Annotated in this window: 16 protein-coding genes; 7 read left to right on the plus strand and 9 right to left on the minus strand. The window is 55.8% G+C overall.

Annotated features, from left to right (window positions below; all coding sequences use genetic code 11):
* The first annotated feature begins 16 nt into the window (after positions 1-16).
* From Poly59_RS21405 to Poly59_RS21415, 3 genes are all read left to right on the plus strand, one after another.
* On the plus strand, positions 17-694 hold the full coding sequence (locus tag Poly59_RS21405) for a PEP-CTERM sorting domain-containing protein (protein WP_146536170.1): 678 nt from the start codon (positions 17-19) through the stop codon (positions 692-694).
* Positions 695-1,106: 412 nt separating this feature from the next.
* The gene (locus Poly59_RS21410; RefSeq protein ID WP_146536171.1) at positions 1,107-6,320 is read left to right on the plus strand and encodes a beta strand repeat-containing protein; all 5,214 of its coding nucleotides are present in this window, start codon (positions 1,107-1,109) and stop codon (positions 6,318-6,320) included.
* A gap of 379 nt (positions 6,321-6,699) precedes the next feature.
* Positions 6,700-8,874: a sulfatase/phosphatase domain-containing protein gene (locus tag Poly59_RS21415; protein WP_246151833.1), complete on the plus strand. Its 2,175-nt coding sequence runs from the start codon at positions 6,700-6,702 to the stop codon at positions 8,872-8,874.
* Positions 8,875-9,002: 128 nt separating this feature from the next.
* On the opposite strand, the gene rimI is transcribed toward Poly59_RS21415, so the two are convergent.
* The 7 genes from rimI to Poly59_RS21450 form a co-directional block, all read right to left on the minus strand.
* Positions 9,003-9,479 carry a ribosomal protein S18-alanine N-acetyltransferase gene (rimI, locus tag Poly59_RS21420; protein ID WP_146536841.1) on the minus strand — a complete coding sequence of 159 codons (477 nt, stop codon included), beginning with the start codon at positions 9,477-9,479 and terminating at the stop codon, positions 9,003-9,005.
* 546 nt (positions 9,480-10,025) lie between these two features.
* The gene (locus Poly59_RS21425; protein ID WP_246151835.1) at positions 10,026-10,997 is read right to left on the minus strand and encodes a ParB/RepB/Spo0J family partition protein; all 972 of its coding nucleotides are present in this window, start codon (positions 10,995-10,997) and stop codon (positions 10,026-10,028) included.
* Positions 10,990-11,736 carry a ParA family protein gene (locus Poly59_RS21430; protein WP_246151836.1) on the minus strand — a complete coding sequence of 249 codons (747 nt, stop codon included), beginning with the start codon at positions 11,734-11,736 and terminating at the stop codon, positions 10,990-10,992. The genes Poly59_RS21425 and Poly59_RS21430 overlap by 8 nt, the downstream gene beginning before the upstream one ends.
* A 577-nt stretch (positions 11,737-12,313) precedes the next feature.
* The gene (locus Poly59_RS30280) at positions 12,314-12,487 is read right to left on the minus strand and encodes a hypothetical protein (protein WP_246151837.1); all 174 of its coding nucleotides are present in this window, start codon (positions 12,485-12,487) and stop codon (positions 12,314-12,316) included.
* A 119-nt stretch (positions 12,488-12,606) separates the two neighbouring features.
* Positions 12,607-13,959 (minus strand): DUF1015 domain-containing protein, encoded by a 1,353-nt coding sequence (locus Poly59_RS21440; RefSeq protein WP_146536175.1) that lies wholly within the window; start codon positions 13,957-13,959, stop codon positions 12,607-12,609.
* A 198-nt stretch (positions 13,960-14,157) separates the two neighbouring features.
* The gene (ahcY, locus tag Poly59_RS21445; protein ID WP_146536176.1) at positions 14,158-15,504 is read right to left on the minus strand and encodes an adenosylhomocysteinase; all 1,347 of its coding nucleotides are present in this window, start codon (positions 15,502-15,504) and stop codon (positions 14,158-14,160) included.
* Positions 15,505-15,830: 326 nt separating this feature from the next.
* The gene (locus Poly59_RS21450) at positions 15,831-16,478 is read right to left on the minus strand and encodes a phosphoribosylanthranilate isomerase (RefSeq protein ID WP_246151838.1); all 648 of its coding nucleotides are present in this window, start codon (positions 16,476-16,478) and stop codon (positions 15,831-15,833) included.
* A 95-nt stretch (positions 16,479-16,573) separates the two neighbouring features.
* Here Poly59_RS21450 and Poly59_RS21455 point away from each other — a divergent pair, with 95 nt between their 5' ends.
* A complete protein-coding gene (locus Poly59_RS21455) occupies positions 16,574-17,398 on the plus strand; it encodes a hypothetical protein (RefSeq protein WP_222436152.1) in 825 nt (274 codons plus the stop codon).
* Positions 17,399-17,486: 88 nt separating this feature from the next.
* Here the strand turns inward: Poly59_RS21455 and Poly59_RS21460 are convergent, their stop codons facing one another.
* Both Poly59_RS21460 and Poly59_RS21465 read right to left on the minus strand, forming a co-directional pair.
* On the minus strand, positions 17,487-18,170 hold the full coding sequence (locus Poly59_RS21460; protein WP_246151839.1) for a hypothetical protein: 684 nt from the start codon (positions 18,168-18,170) through the stop codon (positions 17,487-17,489).
* Positions 18,171-18,182: 12 nt separating this feature from the next.
* Positions 18,183-19,313, minus strand: a complete 1,131-nt coding sequence (locus Poly59_RS21465; RefSeq protein WP_146536179.1) for a peptidylprolyl isomerase — start codon at positions 19,311-19,313, stop codon at positions 18,183-18,185.
* Between the two features lie 333 nt (positions 19,314-19,646).
* On the opposite strand from Poly59_RS21465, the gene Poly59_RS21470 reads away from it, so the two are divergent.
* The 3 genes from Poly59_RS21470 to Poly59_RS21480 are packed head-to-tail and all read left to right on the plus strand — an operon-like array spanning position 19,647 to position 25,106.
* Positions 19,647-20,960, plus strand: coding sequence for a DUF1552 domain-containing protein (locus tag Poly59_RS21470; protein ID WP_146536180.1), 1,314 nt, complete (start codon positions 19,647-19,649; stop codon positions 20,958-20,960).
* A gap of 44 nt (positions 20,961-21,004) precedes the next feature.
* Positions 21,005-23,491: a DUF1588 domain-containing protein gene (locus Poly59_RS21475; RefSeq protein ID WP_146536843.1), complete on the plus strand. Its 2,487-nt coding sequence runs from the start codon at positions 21,005-21,007 to the stop codon at positions 23,489-23,491.
* Positions 23,492-23,534: 43 nt separating this feature from the next.
* Positions 23,535-25,106 carry a serine/threonine protein kinase gene (locus Poly59_RS21480; RefSeq protein WP_146536181.1) on the plus strand — a complete coding sequence of 524 codons (1,572 nt, stop codon included), beginning with the start codon at positions 23,535-23,537 and terminating at the stop codon, positions 25,104-25,106.
* The last annotated feature ends 57 nt before the right edge of the window (positions 25,107-25,163 follow it).

Consider the following 25,163-nt stretch of genomic DNA (forward strand, 5'->3'; position numbering starts at 1 on the left):
TTTCCCGAGCAAACCTATGTTTTTCAAATACAGACACATCGCCTTAATCCTTTGCTTTTCATTAGGATTCCCGTCGATTTCAATAGCAGATTTCGTTCTCCATTTCGTGAATAGCGATGACGAGATTGTTACCGCATTAAACGTAAATCCGGGAGAGTCTGTTTCGTTCAAGCTGATACTCACACAAACCAACTCTGAGACGCGTCTAAGCGATGAAGGGCTTAACCTTTTTGACGCGTCCATTACTTCCAACAACCTGTTGTTTGGTACCCCAACTGGAATCTCGCTTGACGCGGCATTTTCTGAAAGCTTGCTTGGCGCGTCAACGTTCTCAGCGGAAGACTATGAGTTTCATGGCACTGCCCCAGTCCTAAGTCCTGACTCTGCAGTGACCCCAAACTTTTTTTCAACGCCGACGTTACTAATTCATGACTCAATTCTATTGGGAACGGGCACTTATCTAGTCGATTCAATGGCCACAGGTACGGCAACGCTTACGGCTGCCGGGATCCCATTCGACATCTTCCCCTCCTTTGTTCTTGCTGCCGACAATCCAGTGTTCGCCACTCAGTTCAACCCGACACCCGCAATGCTCACCCTTCAGGCCAACGCCGTTCCCGAGCCTTCGTCTGCCGTTTTGATAGGGCTAGCGATTGCGGTGGGCGGGCTTCGATTGCGTCGACGTCGGGTTTAGCTTGAATGGGGCGTCGGAGATTGCGGGCTGCTAGCCTGCAATTCACGACAGGCTGGCAACCTGTGTTACGGCGTCGGTTGTGCTTGCCACTGTCGATGCGCACAGAAGTAGAAAGACGGGCCACCGATCCATTGGTCTCTTGCGAGCCCCCGCCCGTGAATCGTTTCTTGATCGGCTTTGCCGCGTTTCTAATGCTGACTGGCCGATCAGACGCCAAACAGCCCAACATCTTGTTCGTTCTCGGATGACCATGCGCTGCAGTCTTTTACAGCCGAGAGTGGTCTGCCGGCATCCTATTGATTCCTGCAAACTTAATTTTGCGTTCACCGTCGACACAACCCACCCAACTCACCCATTCGGGTACATTTGAAAATAGGTCTAGAATCAAGCTGTTAGCACGGGAACCCTATCCTTGCCGCACCAAAGAAAACGCACTCGTTCAGCACGCCCCCGTTCAGTTCGACCTCGTTCAGCTCGATCGCTAGGTGTCGAACAACTTGAATCGCGAAGACTGCTTGCCAGCGATTTTGGTGATGAACCACTCTACTACGAGGGTTTTCCAAATTCTCCCCAACAGACTGACGAGTTAGTTTACGGGCCGAATTTCCCGAACGTCCAAACATATCGTGCCAACGGCCGATTTACTGCGACGGCCACCGACGGTGGCGGCTTCACATTCGGCGACCCAATTACGTTGACTTGGGGATTTGTCAACGACGGAACAACGCTCCCCGGCGGATTCGTTTCAGGAGAAGTCACGTCACCAAGCAACCTAATTTCGTTCCTTGGGGATATTTACGGGGTTAGTACAAACGACACGAACTATCAAGACGAACCTTGGTTTCCTCTGATCCAATCCGTGTTTGATCGCTGGGGAGAACTATCCAGCATCACGTATGTATACGAGCCCAACGACGACGGCGCGACATTTCCCAGCACACCTGGCAGCCTAGGGGTTCGCGCAGATATCCGAATTGGTGGTCACACGCTCGATGGCAACTCAAACGTACTTGCCTACAACGTCAGTCCGAATTTCGGTGACATGGTAATCGACACCGACGATTCGGTTTACAACAACATTTCGACGAATTCGCGACGTTTAAGAACCATCGTTGCTCATGAACATGGACACGGGCTTGGACTCAATCACGTCGAATCGAACAATGCTGCCTTTCTGTTAGAGCCATTCCTCAACGTTGCGTTTGACGGTCCACAACTCGATGACATCTACGGCGTCCAGAGTCTTTACGGTGACGCACTCGAACCCAACGATTCGATTGCCGAGGCGACTAGTTTAGGTGTGATCGCCGTCGGATCATCTGTCAGCCTCGGCAGTGACGCGAACGATACGGTCGTCGACATTTCGGATACTGACTTCTTAACTGTGGACAGACAAACCGACACCGACCTGTTCGCATTCACTACCGAAGCGGCCGCAGATGTCACCGTCACGTTGACTCCCGTAGGGCCGACCTACAACGAAGGCCCTCAAGGCGGAAGTCAGTCGGCCTACAACTTGCAAACTCGCGGCGACCTTACGCTAGAACTGCTTGATGCGAGCGGCGTGGTGATCTCAACCAGTAACGTGGCCGGCCTCGGTGGCACCGAGTCGATTAACTTGGTCCTGCCGCAATCGGGTACGTATCACGCTGCGGTCACGAGCGACTCTACTTTTGCCCAGTTCTACGAACTGTCGATCAATGTTGAGGCGACCCCGGCTGTGAATATCGCTTCAAATTTTGGTGGAACGAATCTACGCGAGGGTGGTAGCGCCGAATCCTATCAAATTTTTCTCGGCACCACTCCCGAAGGTGCTGTTGAGGTAACGGCTACGGCCGACGATCAGCTCGAGATCAGCTTAGACGCAGTCCTGTTCTCTACGTCGTTGAATTTGACGCTAGCCGATACGACGCCCGTCACGGTTTTCGTACGAGCTCTTGATGACAACGTTTCCGAAGGTGTTCATACGGGGACGATCGAGCACCAGATCACCGCCACCATGGATGGAACAGACTATCCGCTTTCCCGCACGATCGCTTCATTACAGCCGAGTATCGATGACAACGAACTTGGCAACTGGCTGTCCGCCGAGCCTCTTGCGGGTCAAGTCTTTGAGACCATTGGAAACGAGGGTTCACTTGACGATGCGAACGACGTTCGCTACTTCAACTTCGAACTCCTGGAAGGGGAAACCTTAGCAGTACGTGCCGAACCCGATTCGAATGAAACCTTGGTCTTGGAGTGGGTGGGAGTCTCAGCCGCGGCAACAGCAGCTTCACCTGGTTCGCCCGTTATCTTGACTTCGCAAGTCGCGCCAGCGACCGGCTCATACCAGTTGAAAGTTACTGCGAGTGGCGCGACGCAGTTCACGATGGACGCTTGGCGAAACACAATTTTGGAAAAGCTGAATGGTGATACGAGTCCTCTTAGTCCGCTGCCGCTTGTAGCGGGCTTGGGGTTGATCGACGGGACCGCCAGCAACGCTTCTATCTATGGAATCATCGGGAATTCAGACGCAGTGCCGGGGACCACCATCGAACTGGTCCAGAGAAATGCCCCGACCGAATTTGTTGACCTTACACAATTGCCTGCATCGAACTCGTTCATGCTCAACAACAACTCGACTTTGAGCACGAGTATTTCAGTGGGCAACGATGTCTTCCCGGCAGGAACTTGGAAGATGCATGACAATGGCAGCTTGACTCCGACAACTGGATTCACGATTCCATTGCTACAAGACAACACATCGATCCCGAACTCTGGCATTGTGACTGCGATGATGCCGTTCTGGGACGAACTTGATGCAAGCCTGATCTACTACGACGAAATTCTGATCGACGGTATTCCTGCGTTCGTTGCCCAGTGGCAAGACCGGCCCCATCGTAGCTTTGGAGGGGCTGTCACGTTTCAGGTTCAAGTTTTTGATGACGGACCTGTGTTAGCGAAATACGCCTACAAAGACGTATCGTTTGGCAACGTTGCAGTTGACGGGGGAGCTTCGGCGACCGTCGGTTTTCAAGCCAATGGCACGACCGCGGTGGCCCTTAGCACAAACTCGCCGTCGCTTTCTGATGGCGATGTCGTGGATGTCCAATTTGCCCTCGAGCCAGATGTGGACGTTTACTCAATCGACTGGACAGGCAAAGCGGGCACCAAGGTCGACCTAATTCTGGATGGACTTGGCAGCGAAAGCTACGCGGCGGAAGAGTTGCAAATCATCGGTCCGGATGGATCAACGGTGTTAGCAACGGCCGTAAACGATGCAGTGGCCTCTGGTGTTGCGACCGACCATGATTTGGCCATCTTGGGATTCGTTGTGCCGACCGACGGAGTCTATTTTGTTCGGCTCAGCGCAGCCTTGCAGTCCGAATATGCAATGACTGTTGCTGAATCAACCGTCATTGATACCGAGCCAAACGAAGGACCAGCAGCACTACGAACAATCCCCAGCGAAGGACATGTGATCGGGTCGCTCGACGCGAATTCAGACGTTCAGGATCGGTACTCAGTTTCGCTTGCCGCAGGTGAGACTCTGCTGGTTCGAACCGCAACGCCACTCGACCAGTTTGCATCGGTGAACAACACGCTGGACCCAGGATTGACGATCATTGCACCGGATCAGGTGACCGTAGTTGCCGAAGACGCCGACTCAGTCGACGGAAAGAACGCAGAAGTTGTATTCACGGCTGGCTCGGCAGGCGTGTACACCGTTGCAACGCAAGCGGCCAGCGGAGCGGGCGACTATCAGTTGGCGGTCGCGATTGTCGACGAAGTAACCGTTGACTTGCCCATCGGCACGAGCAATGACGTGACGGTCAAACTCAACGGCACCGACGTCGAGGTGCTAGACAATCATAATGGTGGAGCTGTCTTGGCAACCGCTCCGTTGTCTTCGTCCCTTTCGCTGACAATCAACGGCGGCAACTTGGACGATGTAGTGACGATCGACTATTCCGACGGCTTCTTTCGGTTCCCGAGTGGAATCAGTTTTGCGGATCCGGCCGGAACAGATCGCTTGATCATCAAGGGTACCGGCGGCTCGCTGGCCACGTACCAGTCGACCGGCAACACACTCGGCAACGCTAGCGTCTTGATACAAGAAGGATCGCTGCAAAGTACGATCACGTTCACCGGAGTCGAGCCGTTGGATGTGACCGAAATGAGTGCATTCGATGCTGACGGTACATTGAATGTTGGTATCGATACCCTAACGATTGGATCTACCACTGCGTCACTCGGGGCGATTGCGTTACTAGGCATCACCGAGAGTGCCGGCACCATTGTCGCCAGCAATGGCTTGTTGGTTGCCAACGGAGAGAGCGTCACAGGATTTGGAACGATTGACACCCCCAACGACATCGCATTCCAGGTGTTGATCAATGGTTCGATTGACGGTGCCAGTTCAACTCGTCCCATCACTTTGCCAGGCTACATCCAGGGCGTTGGGTCGCTGAACCATGTCAGTGTCACTGGCACTTATAGCCCTGGCGCTAGTGCTGCGCAAGTCATCAATGGCAGCGTAAGCTACGCAGCGGGCTCGGACTTGGTGTTAGAAATTGGCGGAACGACGCCCGGCAGCAGCGGGTTTGACCAAATCGTTCACACCGGGACCGCCTCACTTGCCGGCAATCTAAAAGTCGAACTGATCAACAGCTTTGCACCCGCGATAGGCGACTCGTTCACAATCATCACGTCGACCGATGGGATCGGCGGCACATTTGCAGTCGAAACGCTGCCAGCCCTATCCGCAGGCCTGGGCTGGGACGTCTCGTATTCCACGAACTCAGTGCGTCTAGATGTGATCGGCATCGACGAAACTCCGCCAACGATTACGGATGTGAAAATTGCTTCGTCGTCATGGTCGCCAACCTTCAAGTCTTTCGTTGATCCGATCGACTCCGACGGGCTGCCACTTCCCGGCGCTGATCAGCTCAAGAATTTGACTTGGTCTAATCTGGATACGATCATCGTTGAATTCAGCGAGAACGTTCAGCAGTCTGACGGATCGGACATCAACCTCGGCAACCTTTCGCTAGCGGGTGTCAACATCCTGGACTACGAAGCTTTTCCGGGCTTAATTGCAGTCTACACCGATGGTGGCGGAGCAGGGCCGTTTAAGCTGACCCTCCAACTCGACAGCGCTGCAGTGTTTGACGCCGAGAAGTTACTGTTGACGATTAACGATACGGTCCAGGACGCAAGCGGGAATTTGCTCGATGGCGAATGGACGAACTCGGTCAGCATGGTGTCGGGCGACGCGACTGCCGGAGGCGACTTTGCCTTTCGCATCGATGTGCTTCCGGGTGACACCACGGGCGACGACTTCTTGCTTGGAAATGACACCGATACAGTGGCCATGGTTCAGTTCACGTTTGCGGGTGGCCCCAGCTACGACCCGTTCACTGACATCAATGGTGACGGTTTCCTGTTGGGCGACGATACGGACACGGTAGCATCGGTACAGTTCAGCTTCCTGCCTTTCGGTAACCCGGTTGCTCCGCCGGAAGCCCCAAGCCCAAGTCCGTTGTTGGCTTCAACTTCTTCTTCGTTACGGCTACTCAGCGAAGAAGGGTCCGATGAAAGTTGGGCCAATTCAGTAGACGCCACGCTAAATGAACTTTTTTGATAGTCGAATGGTTTTGAACCAGTGCCCCGAACTTTCGCTGCGCTATTCCAATTTGTGTTCAACAATTCAATTATTGATGCTTACGGAGCAGTTCGAAACGATCAAGCAAATGCCGTTTGGACTTCCGATTGCTTGAGCCATCGGCTTCGGTGTCAAATGCAGAGCGGCGATGGGGATCCGGGCGAGGTTCTCCTAGTTTTAGGAGCAACCGGAATGTTGACGACGCTTGTTGATCAGCGACTGAAGGTTGGCGAGGTCAATTTTTCGGTGTCGAACGTGGCTGCGGAACCGAACGAAGTCGGTCGCATTCGCCACGGCATCTCACAGTTAAGTAGAATGATGGGCCACCTATCCATTGTTCTCTTGCGAGACCCCGCCCGTGAATCGTTTCTTGATCGGCTTTGCCGCGTTTCTGCTGCTGACTGGCCTGACCGACGCCAAACAGCCCAATATTCTGTTCGTATTTTCGGATGATCATGCGTTACAGTCCATTGGCGCCTACGGGTCGACGATCAATCAGACACCGAACCTAGACCGGATCGCCAAAGAAGGCGCCGTGTTTCGCAACTCGTTTTGCGCCAATTCGATCTGCGGGCCGTCGCGGGCTTGCATCCTGACAGGTAAGCACTCGCACATCAACGGATTTCTACACAACGGAAACCGGTTCGACGGTTCGCAGATGACGTTTCCGAAATTGATGCAAGAGGTTGGTTACCAAACCGCGATCATCGGCAAATGGCATCTCAGCAGCGATCCAGTTGGCTTCGATCACTGGGAAGTTTTGCCTGGCCAAGGCAACTACTACAATCCGGACCTGCTGCAGATGGACGGCAGTCGCAAACGATTCGACGGCTACTGCACCGACATCATCACCGAGCACACATTGAAGTGGCTCAAGGAAGATCGCGACCCCGACAAGCCCTTCATCATGATGTGCCAACACAAGGCACCGCACCGCAACTGGTCACCGCCACCACGCTACTACTCGCTTTACGACGACACCACGATTCCCGAACCGGACACTCTATTCGACGATTACAGTGGGCGCAGCGACTTGCTGAAAGAGAACGAAATGACGATCGCCAATCACATGCATTGGGGACACGACATGAAGTTTCACGGTGAAAACCAGTTTCCCGACCACTTTGCCGATCTGCACAAGAACGCTGAATACGGTCGCATGACAGCGGACCAGAAAGCCGCTTGGGACGCGGCGTACGAGCCCAAGAACCAAGCCTTCATTGCCAAAATGAAAGCCGGCGGATTCACCGATCGCGAAGTCACTCAGTGGAAGTACCAGCGATACATCAAGGACTATCTGCGATGCATTCAAGCCGTTGACGATTCGATGGGCAGCCTGCTAGCGTACTTGGACGAATCTGGAATAGCCGACGATACGATCGTGATCTACAGCAGCGACCAAGGATTCTACCTAGGTGAACATGGCTGGTACGACAAACGATGGATGTTCGAGGAATCACTACGAATGCCATTTTTGGTTCGTTGGCCTGGCGTGATCAACCCCGGCGTCGACTCGACCGCAATGATCCAAAACATTGACTATGCGCCGACGTTCTTGGAAATCGCCGGAGCCGAAGTGCCGGCCGAAATTCAGGGCCGCAGCATGGTCGAAATGATGAAGAACCAAGGCAAACCGTCGGCCAGTTGGCGAGACGCCATCTACTATGCGTATTACGAAAACGCAGCCTCCCACAATGTGCCGATTCACGACGGAGTTCGCACGGATCGGTACAAGCTGATGTTCTTCCCGCGGACTCGACAGTGGAATTTGTTCGACTTGGAAACTGATCCGCTGGAAATGGCGAGCGTTCACGACAGCGAAGCTTATGCGGATGTCTTGGCAGGAATGCAAAAACGGTATCGCGATCTTCGCCAGTTCTATGACGTAAACACTGCCATCATCCCGGCCACTCGCAACGAAGAGAAACGGTGGGCCGAGCGTCATCAGGAAATGAACCGTCAAGCCAAGCAGGGCGATGTCGATTTGGCCTTCATCGGGGACTCGATCACTCAGGGCTGGGAAGGCGCAGGCAAGGAAGTCTGGGAGAAATATTACGGCAATCGAAAAACGATTAATTTAGGCATCGGTGGCGACCGGACCGAGCATGTCATATGGCGACTAACGCACGGCAACCTAAGCAAAATCAAACCCCAAGTTGCCGTGCTGATGATTGGCACGAACAACACAGGACACTTGGACCAAGACCCTGCACAAGTTGCCGCAGGCGTTCAAGAGATTCTGAACATCCTGGCTGAAAGGTTGCCGGATACGAAGGTCGTGTTGCAAGGGATCTTCCCTCGCGGCAATGGCCCACTGGACCTGAAGCGGCTCAACAACATTGCGATCAACGAAATGATCCGCAAGATGGCCGACGGTGATCGAGTGCAGTTCCTAGAAATTGGCGATCAGTTTGTCGAGTCCGATGGGACGATCGATCCAAAGATCATGCCAGACAAACTGCACCTGTCGCCCGAAGGTTATGAGCGATGGGCAAAAGCACTTGAGCCAACGTTGATTGAACTGGGCCTTTAACGAACAACCCCAGATGCCCCTGCGACTCTGTCGCAGGGTGTAGGGTGTAGGGTTTGGTTCCTGTCAGCTGATTTGCAGCTGACGTCCCGCGATCGGAGTCGCGGGCCCACGCGAAGGTGGCTCGCTCGTTAACCGGCCAGCCGCGAGATGCGGTTGTGGGGCTCGGCGAGTTCTTCGGCGCTGGCCTGATAGCGGTATTGCATCAAGTAGGCGTCTTCATCGGTGTCTTCATAGAAGTCACGCAAAACCGAGACGGCGCGGAAGCCAATCTTTTTGAAAAATAATTGTGCAACGAGGTTCGTTTCACGGACTTCCAACATGATTCGGTTGCGACGTTCTTGGGACAACTTGCCCAACAGCTTTCCGATCATTGCGAACCCGACGCCCGAGCGACGACTGTCGGCACCGACAGCAAAGTTCAAGATATGCAAGCGGTTCTTGTGCAGCTCATAAATCATGAAGCCGACCACCTTGTCGTCTTCTTCGGCTACCATCCCGATGCAGTTCCGTTGGCGGAGGCAGCGGATGAAATCATCCTCTGTCCATGCAAACTCGAAACTCTTGTTTTCGATCCCCAACACTGCCGGCATATCCCGGCGGATCATCCAACGAATGTGAACACAAGTGCGTGTTTGTTCGGTTTCCACCCTGGGACTCCTTTCCAGCGAAACAACCTCGTCTCAGAAAACTAAATCCGTCTTCCGAGCCACTCCCGAGCCATCATGGCTGAGCGAATGGGAGATTAGCAGATGACCAAAATGGGACCAAGGTTAAAAAGCAAACTTGTTGGAAACGGAAGCATAAACCCGGGAACCCGTGAAACGAATGTGAAACGCGAGCAGGTTCGTCCTGCGGGATTGGCGCCGCTGACGCTGTTGATTGCCTACTGGATGTGCTGACGACATGGGAATGACGACATGGGAATGGGGTGAGCCGAGGACTGAAACGATCCAAGGCGGATGCAGGCTGACCCGGCCGCAGACCCGGCCGCAGACTCGGCCGCAGACTCGGCCGCAGACCCGGCCGAAGACTCGGCCACTTGCGAGTCACGACTCATGCGATCAATCACGACCGAGAAATCGGCGCGTAAAAAAAGCCCGAGCTGCGTTGACAACTCGGGCTCTTGAATCTTTGCTTTTTGCTGGCCTGAACTAGCCAGCAATTCTTAGATTTGGTTTAGCGGCGACACAGAGGATGTCCTTCAATCGCTCGAACTCTTCAGCATCGGTGAAGTGGATCGTGATTTTGCCGCGGCTGCGAGCCGACGACTTGATCTCGATTTTGGTGCCAAAGATCATTCGCATCTCTTGCTGCATCGCTTCGATTTGCGGCGACACAGGACGACGTTTTTGACGCGACGCGTTGACGATCACTTTGCCCGTATCTTCGTCTTCTTCGTTCTTCAGCAGCTCGGCCACATGAGTCTCGGTCGCCCGGACACTCCAGCGCTCGTCCATGATTTTGCGAGCGATGTTGACTTGGACTTCTTCGTCGCCGATCGGCAGCAACGCCCGTGCGTGTCCCGCACTGACTTCGCCAGCGGTTAGCCAGTCGAGGATTTGCTGGGGCAACTCGAGCAGTCGCATCAGGTTTGCGATCGTGCTGCGATCAATGCTCAAGCGGCGAGCCAGGTCATCCTGCTTGCACTTGTGCTCGGTGATGTAGCGTTTGAACGACATCGCCTTTTCGATCGGGTTCAAGTCCTTGCGTTGCAAGTTCTCGATGATCGCCAGCTCCGCGACCAATCGATCGTCGGCCTCGCGAACTTCCGCACGGATCTTGGTTAGACCTGCGTGGATGGTTGCTCGCAGGCGACGTTCGCCACTGATGAGTTGATACTTGCCGTCAACAATGCGAACCAGGATTGGTTGCAGTTGTTGGTGGCTCTTGATGCTTTCAGCTAGCGAAGCGATTTCGTCGACGTTGAATTCGCGGCGAGGTTGGAACGGATTGTTCTCGACCTCGCTGACGTTCAGTTCGATCGACTCGATGCCGTGCGATGCACTAGCGTCACCGTCGACGTGGTCCGAACCGCGTGGTGCGTCGTCGTCCATCGAATCACCAAGAAGAGCGGCAAGTCCTTTGCCAAGTCTTCGGTCTTTATTGGTCGTTGCACTAGTCACGTTGGAGCACCTCCATGCACAGCTGAGTATAGGCGAACGCGCCACGCGATCGCGGGGCGTATTGAAACACGGTTTTGCCATGGCTGGGGGCTTCGCAAAGCGAAACGTCCCTGGGCACGACATTATCAAAAACGATGTCTCCGAAGAAATCCCGAACTTCTTCATCAACTTCGTGAGTGAGTTCTAAATGCGGATCGTACATTGTCAGTAGGATGCCGCCGAAGGTCAGTCGTCCGTCAGTCGCGACGATGACCTTTTTGATGGTTTGAATTAATTGTGTCAGGCCTTCCATGGCGAAGTACTCGCACTGGATCGGCATCAGAACTTCGGTCGACGCGGTTAGTGCTGTCTGTGTCAACGCACCAACACTGGGCGGACAGTCAATCAGCACGAAGTCGTAGTCTTCGATGACAGCGTCGAAGTGGCGGCGGACCAGGCGGGTGTGGGCACTGTCGCTATGAGCCAGCTTGTCGACGTCGTGGAAGGTTCGGCTGCCAGGCACGACCGACAGGTTGTCTTGGCGAGAATCGACGATGTGGCCGACCAGATCATCTTCGCTGACAAGGGCGTGCCCGTCGGTGGGTGAGATGCCTAGGGACGTAGTCGCATTGCACTGGGGGTCCATGTCGACCAACAGCGTCCGCTGGCCGGCTAGAGCCAGCGCGGCAGAAAGATTGACGGCAGTGGTTGTTTTGCCCACGCCTCCTTTCTGATTGACCACGCAAAGTATCCTTCCCACCGGGGATGTTCTCGTCTTTGAGAATCTGACATTCAACGAAACCGAATCTGGCTCGCTCGATGGGCGGAAAGTAGGGCATATGTTCCGCATGAAACAAGACTGGTTTCACAAGAAACTACTCTTGACGTGGGAGGTAGATTCTGTGGTCGGCGTTTGGCGGTGAACCGGCATGGCCCTGCGACTCCGTTCGCAGGGTATAGGCTGCACTCATATACTGCTTTGCAGTTTCTATCCCGCGAACGGAGTCGCGAGTCCACTGGGGCTTGCCCGATTTTGATTTAGGCTAGATCAGGGAGGTAGAGGCGGTCCTGGCCTTGATACAGGTCAGCCTTTTCGGGGTTGCTTGCGATGTAGCGGCGGAACCTTTGGAAGTGGGCGTCATCTCGCGCCAGATGGTCGAGGCTCTCTGACTGAAAGACGTGCCCTGTCCGGCTAAGCGACTGGTTGATCCGGAGTGCTTGGTAATGCTTCCATAAGAAGCACTGTTCGAGTTGTATTCGCTGGCGATCTTGGGCCGCAGACTGCGAAGCTGGTCGCCCCAGTAAGGCTGACTCGGACCAATCCCACGAGCGAGGAGTCAGTGGTACCGCTGGGCCATGATTCGATTGCAGGCCGCCAGCGGATTCGAATCGGACAGCCGGTCGGTGATGAAGTCCGTCGCACCCGGTTGCTGCCAATGCGGAAGGTCGCCAAAGGTCACCTGGAATTCGGCGTCGGGATCAAAGAACTGGAAGTCCGAAATCCGCAACATTTCCGGTCACCCCTGTGGCCCTGCGACTCCGCTCGCAGGGTGTACGAGTTTGCAAACTGCTTTGCAGCTTACATCCCGCGAGCGGAATCGCGGGTCCAACTGGTTTGCCCGATTACCCGTTAGGATAGTGGGTTGAAGGTCAGGCCGCTTAGCAGCTTGGGATAGAAGTAGGTGCTCTTGGCGGGCATTCGCTCTTTGTGCAGGCTGATCCTTTCGACGTGCTCGAGCTGAGCCGGCATCACCAGAGCCGCCAGCGTGTACGGCTCGTCCGAATCGCTTTCGGCCTGACTGCCCTGCCCTTCGATCCCGTCAACCACTTCGGTGACTTCGTGAACGTAGGTTGGTTTGGGGTGGCCTTTGGCGGACAGCAGATCATCGATGACCAAGCGGTGCAGCAAACTGACACCCAGCCCACGCCAATCGGCACTTTGATCGGCGGCGATCTGGGCCATCTTGCCAGCCGATTTATCGGTCGCCCGGCACAGCAACCAGGTCTCGTCGCCGGTGGCGTACAAGCCGATCAGCCCCTGCTCGGCCGCCTGCTGCATCATGCCCCAGACTTCGGCCGCGGCGCGAGCGCCACCGGCCACCACATCGCAGTCAAAGTACTCGCCCAATGCCGTCGTGATTTCAGCTGACGAGAATGACCGCGTCCCTCGCAGTAGCCGGTGAGTAGGCAGCACGACCATCCCCGGGTCGCTCATCCCGACCAGCATCGTCATCACGAAATTTGCGGGATGGTCGACCGGAAGCGAACCACCCTGCTCTGCCGAATTCAGCTCGGCCGCGACTTGGTTTTTGTAGTTGCAACTGGTCTCGTAGCGATGATGCCCGTCGGCAACGAACATCGGCCGGTCGTCCATCAGAGCATTGACCTTGGCGATCACGGTCTCGTCCGTCACGGGCCATAGCGTGTGACGAACGCCCAGGTGATCGGTCGCTTCAATCGGTTCGGTACCGACCGTGGCCGCGTCCAGCAGGTCGATGACTTCGTTGGTCGGGTCGGGATAGAGTCCGAAGATCTGGCTGTTGTTTTGCTTCGTCGCCGTCGTCAGCTTCAGCCGATCAGCCTTGGCACTGGCGTGCGTTTCTTCGTGAGGATAGATGTTGCCTTCGCCAAACGGAGTCGTACGGACGCGGCCCTGAAATCCGCGGCGAGTGACGGTGGTGCCGTCGACTTCGAAGGTTTGGTGGTAGACGTAGTAGGCGGGCTTGGCATCGCGAACCAGGACTCCCTCGCTCTGCCACTGCTGGACGAACTTTGCCGCCCGCGCGTACTTCTCCTCGCCAGTCGAGTCACCGGGTTCGGTTCGGTTCAGGATGATGCGGATGACGTTGGCCGCGTGCCGCTTGTAGAGCTCGTCTTGAAGCTTTGGATCGATGACGTCATAGGGCGGCGCGACGACATCCGAGAGCGAACCGACATGCTGAAGATTGTAGCGCAGGGCGGCGAAAGGGCGAGTTTGAGGCATTTTTGCGGGCTAAGATTTTTTGTTGAAGTTGCCGTGAAACAGGCAATGTATCAGACCCCGAACGACCAATCTCAAGCAAACCCAAGCGCGCAAAACGAGCCGTAAAAATGCGAAAATGCTGAAGCGTCGGCGCACGAAAAAGCCCGGGCGTCGTTTCCAACGCTCGGGCCTTCGGTTTATTCAGTTCACACAACCGGCTTAATAGCGGTAGTGGTTCGGCTTGTAGGGACCTTCAACGGGAACGCCCATGTAGTCAGCCTGGTCCTGAGTCAGCTTGGTGAGCTTGACGCCGCAAGCAGCCAAGTGCAGACGTGCGACTTCTTCGTCGAGCGCCTTCGGCATCAGATAGACCTGAACCTTGTACTTGTCGTTGTCGCGGTTTTCCCACAACTCCATTTGAGCCAACACCTGGTTGGTGAAGCTGGTGCTCATCACGAAGCTTGGGTGACCCGTCGCACAGCCCAGGTTCACCAAGCGGCCCTTGGCCAAAATGATGACGCTGCGGCCGGTGTCGTTGAACGTATAGCGGTCTACGGCACCAACGTCCGAAGGCTTGATCTCGCTGACCGTTGCCTTACCGGCGGCGACTTGCTTGTCGATCCAAGCAATGTCGATTTCAGTGTCGAAGTGACCAATGTTGCAAAGGATCGCGTCATTGGGCATTTCGGTGATGTGGTTGCCCAGAATGATGTCCTTGTTGCCCGTCGTGGTGACGAACAAACGACCTTCCTTGCAGGCCTCATCCATCGTTGTGACTTCGAAACCTTCCATCGCTGCTTGCAACGCGTTGATCGGATCGATTTCAGTCACGATGACGCGACAACCGTAGCTCTTTAGGCTGTGTGCACAGCCTTTGCCGACGTCGCCGTAACCGCAAACCACGGCAACCTTACCAGCCAACATCACGTCGGTGGCTCGCTTGACGCCGTCCGCCAACGATTCCCGGCAACCGTACAGGTTGTCGAACTTCGACTTGGTGGCCGAGTCATTGATGTTGATCGCAGGCACTTGAAGGCGCGCGTTCTTGACCATCACGTCCAGACGGTGAACGCCGGCGGTGGTTTCTTCGCTGATGCCGGAAATGTCGGTCAACAGTTCTGGGAACTTGTCGTGAACCATCGCGGTCAAGTCACCGCCGTCGTCCAAGATCATGTTCAGCTTCTTGCCGTCGCCGAAGTCCAGCGTTTGCTCGATGCACCAATCGAACTCTTCATTCGTCATGCCCTTCCAGGCAAAGACGGGGATTCCAGCCGCAGCAATCGCGGCAGCCGCATGATCTTGGGTGCTGAAGATATTGCAGGACGACCAGGTCACTTCGGCACCCAATTCGACGAGCGTCTCGATCAAGACAGCCGTTTGGATCGTCATGTGCAGGCAGCCAGCGATGCGAGCACCAGCCAGTGGCTTGGACTTGCCGTACTTTTTACGCAGAGCCATCAGGCCCGGCATTTCGTTCTCAGCAAGCTGGATTTCTTTGCGACCGAATTCGGCCAGCGAGATGTCTTTGACTTTGTAAGGGAGTCGGTCCGTTTCGACTTGTGACACGCGTTTCTCTCGTTTCTTTGAGGGAACAGGAAAATGATATTGCCTGACAGCCGCGTTCTAGATTGTTGCCAAAACGCAGCGACGTGACGGACCGAACACAGGGACTCCCGCTGATTCGCACTTCTTTGATGCCAGTAACTCAGTTACCGTCCGGCTGATCCGATCGGCAACGTTGATATTTTAACGGTAAGTCAACAAAAAAGTAGGGCCAAAACGTTCACACTCCGTCAGTTCGGCCCAGCAAACGTCGCACCCTTGCTTCATGCTAGCATTCAAGCGGGCATCCAACCGCACCACCCGAATAGCGGTCGACATCCTGCCTCTCGCTACTGCCCGACCGAGCAGAACGCCTGGATCAGCTCGGACGACTTGGTTCCCTTTGGCGACTCAACACCGCTAGCGGTATCTACGCTGGTCGCCGAACTGGCCTGAATCGCATCCGACAAATTGTCCGGCGTCAAACCACCGGCAAGCGTCCAGGCGACTGATGGATTCAGCGACGCCCATGCAGCGATCGCATTCCAATCGAGCGTCTTGCCGCTGCCACCATGCGCGGCTCCGGCGTCAGCATCAAACAAAACGTGATAGCCAGCCTCAATCCACAGGCGGCTGGCGGCATCGATTTGCGAGACTGTTAGCGGCCCCGTCGGCAGTTTGATCGCACGTAGTTTTCGACCGGACACCTGCGAAGCCGATTCGACCGTTTCGTCGCCGTGCAGCTGAATCGCATCCAAGCCGACGACGTCAGCGATCTCGGCGATCCGCGCCGGAGCCTCGTTGACGAAAACACCAACGCGAAACAATCCCAGCCCAGCGGCAGCGGCCGACAGCTCTTGGGTGCGCGGGTCGTCAGGATCAACGTATCGAATGCTGGGCGGAAAGAAGTTCAGACCGATCGCGTCGCCGCCCGCCGCAGCGACCGCTTCGATGTCGCTGTGCAGTCGAACTCCGCAAATCTTGACCCGAAATATCATCACCACCCTCACAACCCGGAAATTTTGACTAACCCCACCCCCGCCGGCATTCCGACAACAACTGTACAGGTAGCTTGGACTTAGGATAACCAATGATGACGAACAACACTTCTTGGATGCCGCGACCCGACCTCGCGCTCGTTTTCACGACTGTCTTCGTGATCGTGCTGGCCAATCTGCCAGCACCGGTTCCGCACCAGGTTGTCGAAGTTTCCAACACCGAGGCAACTGATACGTCGCACACGTACTCCTTGGCCGTCAACGATCCGCGACTGCGACGACTGACTCGCCGCATCGACACCTACGGAAAATCCGCACCAGCCGCAGCGGTCGGAAAAGCGAAATGGATGGCGGAAACGTCATCGATCTATGCCGAGCGAACCTTGCTGGATCTGGCCAAGCTTGAAACGCAATCGGACGAAGCCACTTCGCTAGCAACGGGAAAAACACCGGCATCGTCCACCCCGATCATGATGGTTTCTTACGTCAAAACACCGGACGCAAAACCGACACCGACCAACTTAGTCGAGTACTGGTCAAACTTCAGCAAGACCAGCGAAAAGTCGATCGAAACGATCCGTACAAACTGGCAAAAACGCATCGCATCGCTCGGCCCGCCTCCGGTCAAGCTCGCCGGCACGGTGCCGGGCGTGATTTCGGGCGGAACGATCTACGTGGCCTCGATTCTGGCGATCTTCGCGACCCTGGTCATGGCTACATGGCGGTCGTCATACCCAACACGCCGACTGCAACACCCGGTTGCGATCACGACCGAAGACCACCAGTCCGTAGCGAACGATTCCGGACTCGCCATCACACTGCCGGCCGGATCGGTACGGCTACATCAACCCATGATGGTTCACCTGCGGCGAATGGCGTACGCCGGATTGATAGTGATTGCAATTTTGCAGTGGCTCTAAGCCAAATCGGCGTGCGTGCCCGTTCGCCAAGATTTGCAAACCAGTTCCCACACCATGCCGCCTCGCGTTTCCCAACGGACTCACAAAACTATTTGTGATGCAGCAGTCGCTTTGAATCGGCTTGGGTGATGCGGCCGAAGATGTCTCGCAGGATCACCTGCTCTAGCGAAACGTCGCGGCCTAGCGGGATCCAGCCCAAGGTTTGCGGGCTGTCGTCGTAACCATCTTGCTGGCGAACGATGGTTCCATCGTGGCGAACGGCCGCCGTTGATTCAGTCGCGTATTGGCTGCGATCGGTGTCTTCAAGATCCTTCTGCACGATGACTTCGATCGTGTAGGCCGCGCCACGCGGGCGAACGGTGATGGTGGCCCGTCGCCGGATCGACTGCAATGTACTTTGCAACCGCTCGAATCCCGCCGTACTGTCTTTTCGCCACGGCTCTAGCAGCGACGCACCGATCTGGTACGACGTCTCGACGGTACCGTCCAAGATGATCCCGTCCGAGTTCTGCACGGGCTGTTCGCGGACGATACGAAAATAGTCGTCGACTGCGTCGATTACCTGCGACCAGACGAAAACATCGTTCGCCGGCGGCAGCTCTAACGGGTTGGGCACGAACGTGTCGGGCACGTCATTCTTTAACCGATACGCCAACTGTCCGCACCCAGCCGTAATGCTGGTGGCCGCGATCGCCAGCATGGATGCCAACAACGTGCGCCGAGTGATCGGTCGTTTTGGTTTGGGCGTCAACATGCGGTCAGGAACGGGCACAGGTGTTTGCGTTTACGGGCGGCTGGCGACACTGGTTGGTAACGGTTTTGCACCAGGCGCATCGTCGGGGAACATCGACCAGACCGCGATCCGGTGCTGCATCGACTCCATAACTTCACGCTGCGACTTGCTGATTTTTTCGGCGCGAATCTTTGTTCGAATCTCGTCCTGCACTTCGCTAAGCGGGACGTTTCCGGCTTCGATACGTTCGAGCACGCGGACAATGTGCAGGCCTTCTTCGTCCTCAATGATCTCGCTCATCGCGTTAGTAGGGATCGAGAAAATTTGCTGATCAAGCTTGGCCGATGCCAGCGATCCTTTGGTCGTCCAATCGTGCAAGCCACCTTTGTTTGCAAATGGCTCTTGGCTCTTTTCACGAGCAACGGCCTGCATGTTGCCACCAAAGTAGGCTTCGCGGCCCATTTCCGCGATCGCTGCGTAGGCGTCGTCGCGAGTTGGAAAGCGGAAAAACATCACCGACATTTGCTCCCACCGGGCCCGCGTGGGGCGGTGAAACGAATCAGCGTTGATGTGATAGTACTCGTTGATTTCGGAGATCGACACATTCGGTTCTCGATCAACCTTGCTGCGAATGTAGAGGTGACCGAGCATCTGGTCGACGAACTCGCGCTGCCGCGATGCGAGCGAACTGCCCTTTTCTCTTAGCAACTTGTCCAGTTCGGACGGGTCTTCGGTTTTGTACTGTTTCAGCAACTCCGGCAACTCGGAATCGTAGAACATCTTGCGAGCACGCGAGGTCAGCTTGTCGTCGGCTTCGCGGCGTTTATCGGCGGCTTCCGTTCCGACCTGATCGATCAGGAAAGCTTCTCGCATCATTTTGTTTTGGATGGCTTGCGCGAGCGATTGGCGCAGCAAGTTGACCTTAAAGAACTGCAACTTGTCTTCGGGAACCTGCTGGCCGGTTTTTTCAATCGCTTCGTTGATTTTCGCTTCGACCTTGGGCATCAAATCGCCCAACAAAATCGGTGTTTGGCCAACGACGGCGACAATCGCCGCAGGATCGGTCGGCAGATCGACTTCTGCACCTCCCCCGGCTCCGGGTGCTCGCGCACCGGTTCCCTGGGCAATCGCCGTTGAAGCGACCAAGACAAGAGCAACAAAGGAGAGATGGCGCGGCAACATTCCGTATCCTGCAAGAAGACAACGGGGAAAAACGATCAGGTTGCTTCGGCTTGTAGAACGCCGGCGGTTGCCAAGGCAATAGGAAAAACAGGGCTGGCATAGAGCTGGTGATCAACCGAGGGCAAGAATCACGGCATGCAGGAGAAAAACGAGCGGTTCGGAGAGTCGACCAAATCGTGAAGGTTGATATCCCCACAACGGTGGCCCGTGATGTAGAATAATGGCCTGCCCTACCGGACTGTCGATTGGTCCTCCTACCCCGCCCTCTAGCGGACACCTGCCGCGTGTCTTGCTGAAAACGCTTGCCTCGCCGAAAGGCTGAAAGGTCGTTCCATGCTCAACCGCAGACAGCTACTTCAAGGATTGGCAGCCGGTGCCGCAATTGGCCCCACGCTGAACCCCGATCGCGTGCTGGGTTCGCCCGCCAGCAACACGAACGCGAAACGCATCGTTTTCTTCATGCAGAACCAAGGCTTCGATCCGAAGACGTGCGTTCCCGATGGCATGAGCAGCAGCGGATCGCTGGCCAAAGCCAAGCTGCCCGAACCGATCAGCGCTTTGGAACCTTACAAAGATCGGCTGCACATCATCAACGGCCTGCACGGCCGGCACACCAGTCCATCGCACAGCGCATTTTTCGGCGCCCTGGGCGGCTATCGCGGCAGCGACGGGGTGCCGCCAAGTGCACCGACGATCGACTATGAGCTCAGCAAGGTTCTGCCACAAACGCTGTTGCCGCATTTGTGCATTGGCATGGATTCGATCGAGAACATGTCGACCAAGCCAACGATTGCAACGCTGTCGGCCAGTGGTGCGGGGCAACCAATCTTCATGCATTCGAACCCGAACCATCTGTACCAGATGCTGTACGGCGGCATCTCGACCGGCGACATTCGCCTGCAACATGAAGCACGATCGAATGTGCTTAGCCAGATCGAAAAGATGGCGGTCAACAAGGGCATGTCTTTGCCGGCGTCCGATCAAAATCGTTACGGTCAGTTTGTCGAAGGCTTCAAAGAAATCAACGGCCTGCGAGACCGGCTGGACACAGTTGCCGATCACTTGCGGAAGTTCGCACCCGTGGTGGACGAGCGATACACGAAACCTGAATTCGAAACCGACTGGCACGACGTGCTGTTGGACCTTGGCATCTCGGCGCTGACATCGGGCATCACCAACACGCTGACGATCGGTTCAGGACGCGGCGAGATCTTTGGTGCGTGGAAGGGACTTGGCATCGATCAACAGGGCCACAACCTGGGACACATGGACCAGCCAGACAATCCGATCTGGATCAAGATTCGCCAGTACAACAGTCGCATGTTGGTGCGGATCATGGAAGCCTTGGAAAGCATCCCCGAAGGCAGTGGCACGATGATGGACCACACGCTAATCGTCTACACCAGCAACAACGCGGACAAGCAACACACCAACGGCGCGAACTGGCCGGTGATGTTGCTGGGCAACTTGGACGGTGCTTTCAAGACAGGCTGCTTCACCCAACTGGACGGCAATCGACCAATCAATGCGTTGTATGCATCGTTGTTGCAGGCGGCCGGCCAAAACTGCGATCGCTTCAATATGGACGACAAAATCGCAGGCAAGTTCGACAATGGAGTTGGACCGCTGAAGGAAGTGCTCGCATGATCAAGGCTAGGTCCGCTTGGGTGCTGGGGCAGACATTGGTTTGGATGTCGTTTTTTTCAGCATCGACAGCAAATGCCGAAACCTACACGCCTGGTCAGAAGTTCGATAAAGACTTTGAAACGTATGCACAGTCTTTTCTTGGCGATCACTGCGTCGACTGTCACGGCGACTCGGATCCCGAAGGCAATCTATCGCTTCATGATCTGGGACCAATCGACGAAGTCAACGCGGCGACGTGGCGAAGCGTCTGGGCGCAAGTCACGCTGCGTGAAATGCCGCCCAAAGACATGACACAACCCGAGGTGATCGAGCGATTGCAGTTCACGGACGGGATCGTCAGCGAGATGACTCGCGTCATGCAGGACAAAGGCGGTTTCTTCGACCACCTTGATCCGAACAAAGGAAACTTTTTGGATCACGACCTGCTGTTCGGCCCGCTGCCGGACGGCATCAAGTTGGCACCGACATCATCGCCCGCTCGCATTTGGCGACTCACGCCGCAAGAACACATCACGCGTCTGAACGAACTGATCAATCACGAACCGGCGTTCGATCCGTCCAAGCCAGGACTACGCAGCCATGGTGACGTCGTCCCGACCAATCACGGTGGCGAACTGAAGCTCTACTTCGGCGTCGATCGAATCATCAAGTGGCAAGGCGGAACCGTGGCGTACGCCACCGCAGTCAAGAGCGTGCCCGCCGTTCTGTCATCCGCTCGTGACCATGGACTCGAAAACTATCCCAACTTCTATTCGGTCAACAGCGCCGAGGCGACTCAGATTCTTGGCGTTGCCAACGACATCATTCGCTACATGGCCGAAGGTCCACTCAGCATCGCCGAGCCGTATCAGATCACGGACGACCCAAATTCCATCGCCGACAAAATGAAAGGCGACCTGCGCGGCTTGCCTACTAGTCTTGTGTACGGCACAAAGATCGAACGTCCGCTGACGCCGGTCTACGACCTGATGAAAGACGACGGTGTCACTGACGAGCGTTTACGAGCGGCGGTGGACTTTCTGTTCGAATCGCTGACGTTCCGTCCACCGACCAACAAGGAATCGAACCAGTATTTGACGATCGTCAAACGTTCGATCGAAAAACTGGGCAAACAAGATGGCGCAGTCCTAGGACTGTCGGCGATCTTCCTCGATCGGGATGCGTTATTCCGACCCGAACTAGCCAGCACTGGCAAAGCCGACCGCAACGGTCGCGTCATGCTAAGGGACTGGGAACTTGGCTTGGCTGTCAATCACGCCCTGCGGTACATCAAACCCGACGATGAACTCCGCGGCGCGATCCTGGATGGCCGCATGCGAACGCGGTCGGATGTCGAGCGTGAAGTCGAGCGGATGCTGGCGGATGACAGCATTCGCAAGCCTCGTGTGCTGCGGTTCTTTCGCGAATTCTTTGATTACGACCTCGGTGGCTACATCTGCAAAGATAACAAAGCGCTAGCCGAGACCGGCGTTAGCACGCGAGGCACGGCGCACTACAGCAGCATGTTCGACGCCACCGCCAGCACGGATCGTTTGATCGAAATGATCCTGCAAGACGACAAAGATGTGCTGAAGCAGTTACTGACGACGGATAAAGTCGTCGCCACCGAAACGGACAAAGTTTACTTTGGCCGAAAACGAACGGAAAAGGAAATTGCCGACTCGGTCGCCGCAGCCAAAAAAGCAGCAGCCGACGCCGCAAAGTTAGAAGCAGCCGAACTGGAAGCTTGGAAGCTGGCCAACCCTGGCAAGAAACCACCGAAGCCAGCTAAAGAGGCAGCCAAGGCGAGGCGAGATAACATCAATCACGAAGTCGAAGAAGCGGACCTTTCCGGTCCGAACATCTACGCTCGTGTTGGTCGGCGCAGCTTTGGCGCCGGCTCGATGAAACCAGAACGAATCTTGGCGACCGCCCCCGAGGGCCAGCGTTTGGGACTGCTGACGCATCCGAGTTGGTTAGTGTCGCATTCCGACGCGATGGACAATCACGCCATCCGACGTGGCCGATGGGTTCGCGAACGCTTGCTGGGTGGCGGCATTCCCGATGTGCCGATCACCGTCGACGCGATGCTGCCGGACGAGCCCAAAAACACGCTACGCCAGCGGATGCGAGTCACCACCGAAACGTACTGCTGGACCTGTCACGAAAAAATGGATCCGCTTGGATTGCCGTTTGAAATGTTCAACCACGCCGGCCTGTACCGCGAAACCGAACTCAACAAACCCGTCGACTCGACCGGCGAGATCATCGATTCGGGCGACCCGGGCCTCGATGGCAAAGTCGACAACGCCATTGAAATGATCCAGCGACTGGCTGATAGCGAGCGAGTGGAACAAGTTTTTGTTCGCCACGCTTTCCGTTTCTGGATGGGCCGCAACGAAACGATCAACGACGCACCCGTTCTGCAAGCAGCTCATCGGGCTTACAAAGACGACGGTGGCAGCATGAAAGCGATGCTGGTTTCGCTGCTGACGTCAGACGCGTTCCTCTATCGCACGCGATCCGAAACGACGCTCGCCGCCGCGAACTGAATCGGCAATTTTTATCTCGTACTCAAACTCTACGTCCGTCGAAATGGTGTCGCCAATCCGAGTCGCATTTGTTGGCCTCATCGTTACGGCTGCATCGTTCTCGCTTGATTCCGCGACGTTGGCACAAGATCGCTGGCCCGACGTCCGAGGGCCCGAGCGGAATTACCACCTGACTTCGTCGTCGGCGTATCCGACGAAGTGGAGCGTCGCCACCGATAAAAACATTCGCTGGCGAATGCCCTTGCCGGAAACCGGCCACAGCGGCATCGCTGCCTGGGGCGACCGGCTGTTTCTGACTTGTTTCCGAAAGCTAGACGAAGCCGACAACGGCCCTCAAGGCACGTGGGTTTCGCAGACACGCGGGTATTGCTTGGATTCAAATACCGGCAAAATTCTCTGGTTCTGTGACTTACCAGGCCAGCGGCCGAACCAAGTCAACGGCACGTTCACGGATTCAACGACGCCGACGCCAATCACCGATGGCAAGCATGTCTGGTTCGTCAGCGCTGGCGGATTCATGGCCTGTCACACCGTGGACGGCCAAAGAGTGTGGGCAAATGGATTCGAAGTTCGCACGAAACATTCCGCTAAACAATTCCAGCCGTTCCTGCACGACGGGAATCTGTACTACACGATGATGCGAGACGCGGACGATCCGCTCAGGCGCCCGCAAACGGCCACCGACTATGACAAGAACAGCAAGTCCGGCTGGCCCTGGATGCACGTTCGACGATTCGATGCGCTCACCGGCGATCCCACCGGAATCATTCCGGATGGAATCAGTGTTCACAGCAAAGGTGCGCTCGGATTGCTGCGGGGCGAAACCGTCTTGCTGCACGCCAAAGGTGGCAGCCACAGCCCGCCCGAAAAACCCTACGGCATCAGCCTCACTCGGCTCGACGACCAACAAACCCTGCTCTGGGAACAACCAGGACTGTCGTTCGAAGGCACCCACTTCATCGACGCGAAACACGCTTACTGTTTCGACAAAGATGACTTCGTCGTGCTGGACCTTGCCACAGGCGAGACCGTCAAACGGATCCGCGTTCGCGGCGCTGGACGCCTGACTGCGTATGATGAAACCGCCGGCCGCTACCAATCGGCCGTCGATGCTTCGAACCTAAAACCAAAGAATCTGCAAACTCACCGCACCAACATCGGCGTCGGCCGATACCATTTTTTCATGAGCGGCCAGCCCGGCATCCTCGGCCGCATCGATTTGCAAACCGACGAGGTGAGTTACCTGCAAGTACCGATCCAAGTCGTCGTTGAAAACGGCACCCGCAAATTCTCGTGGACTGACTTCCAGGCCGGTGACGACACGGGTTCTGGCTTCAAAGTCGAAGGCGACCGGCGACGTCTTGGCCACGGCTTCGGACACATTTCGGCCGCGACACCAATCGTCGTCAACAACCACATCTACTTTTCAACGGTACTAGGAACGACCTACGTTATCGACGCCAGCCACGAAGAGTTTGACGAACACTCACTCGTCGCTGTCAACGACTTAGGCCCGCCCGGCGAAACTTGGACCCTCGCCCCCTTCTCTGCCGCCGGCGGACACCTTTACCAACGCACCGCCAAAGAAATCATCTGCATCGGCGATCGACCTTAAATTCGAGCTTAGTATTTTTTCGAGATTCGAAGTAGCCAACGACCCCCTGCCACTTGC

Origin of the sequence: Rubripirellula reticaptiva, from assembly GCF_007860175.1 — a bacterium.
Lineage (GTDB): Bacteria > Planctomycetota > Planctomycetia > Pirellulales > Pirellulaceae > Rubripirellula > Rubripirellula reticaptiva.

Excerpts from the sequence above, each read along its gene's own strand:
- Poly59_RS21440 (WP_146536175.1), bottom strand. The coding sequence starts at position 13,959 with ATGCCTCAAACTCGCCCTTTCGCCGCCCTGCGCTACAATCTTCAGCAT.
- Poly59_RS21465 (WP_146536179.1), bottom strand. The coding sequence starts at position 19,313 with ATGTTGCCGCGCCATCTCTCCTTTGTTGCTCTTGTCTTGGTCGCTTCA.
- Poly59_RS21450 (WP_246151838.1), bottom strand. The coding sequence starts at position 16,478 with ATGATATTTCGGGTCAAGATTTGCGGAGTTCGACTGCACAGCGACATC.
- Poly59_RS21480 (WP_146536181.1), top strand. The coding sequence starts at position 23,535 with ATGGTGTCGCCAATCCGAGTCGCATTTGTTGGCCTCATCGTTACGGCT.
- Poly59_RS21455 (WP_222436152.1), top strand. The coding sequence starts at position 16,574 with ATGACGAACAACACTTCTTGGATGCCGCGACCCGACCTCGCGCTCGTT.
- rimI (WP_146536841.1), bottom strand. The coding sequence starts at position 9,479 with ATGATCCGCCGGGATATGCCGGCAGTGTTGGGGATCGAAAACAAGAGT.
- Poly59_RS21405 (WP_146536170.1), top strand. The coding sequence starts at position 17 with ATGTTTTTCAAATACAGACACATCGCCTTAATCCTTTGCTTTTCATTA.
- Poly59_RS21475 (WP_146536843.1), top strand. The coding sequence starts at position 21,005 with ATGTCGTTTTTTTCAGCATCGACAGCAAATGCCGAAACCTACACGCCT.
- Poly59_RS30280 (WP_246151837.1), bottom strand. The coding sequence starts at position 12,487 with ATGTTGCGGATTTCGGACTTCCAGTTCTTTGATCCCGACGCCGAATTC.
- Poly59_RS21470 (WP_146536180.1), top strand. The coding sequence starts at position 19,647 with ATGCTCAACCGCAGACAGCTACTTCAAGGATTGGCAGCCGGTGCCGCA.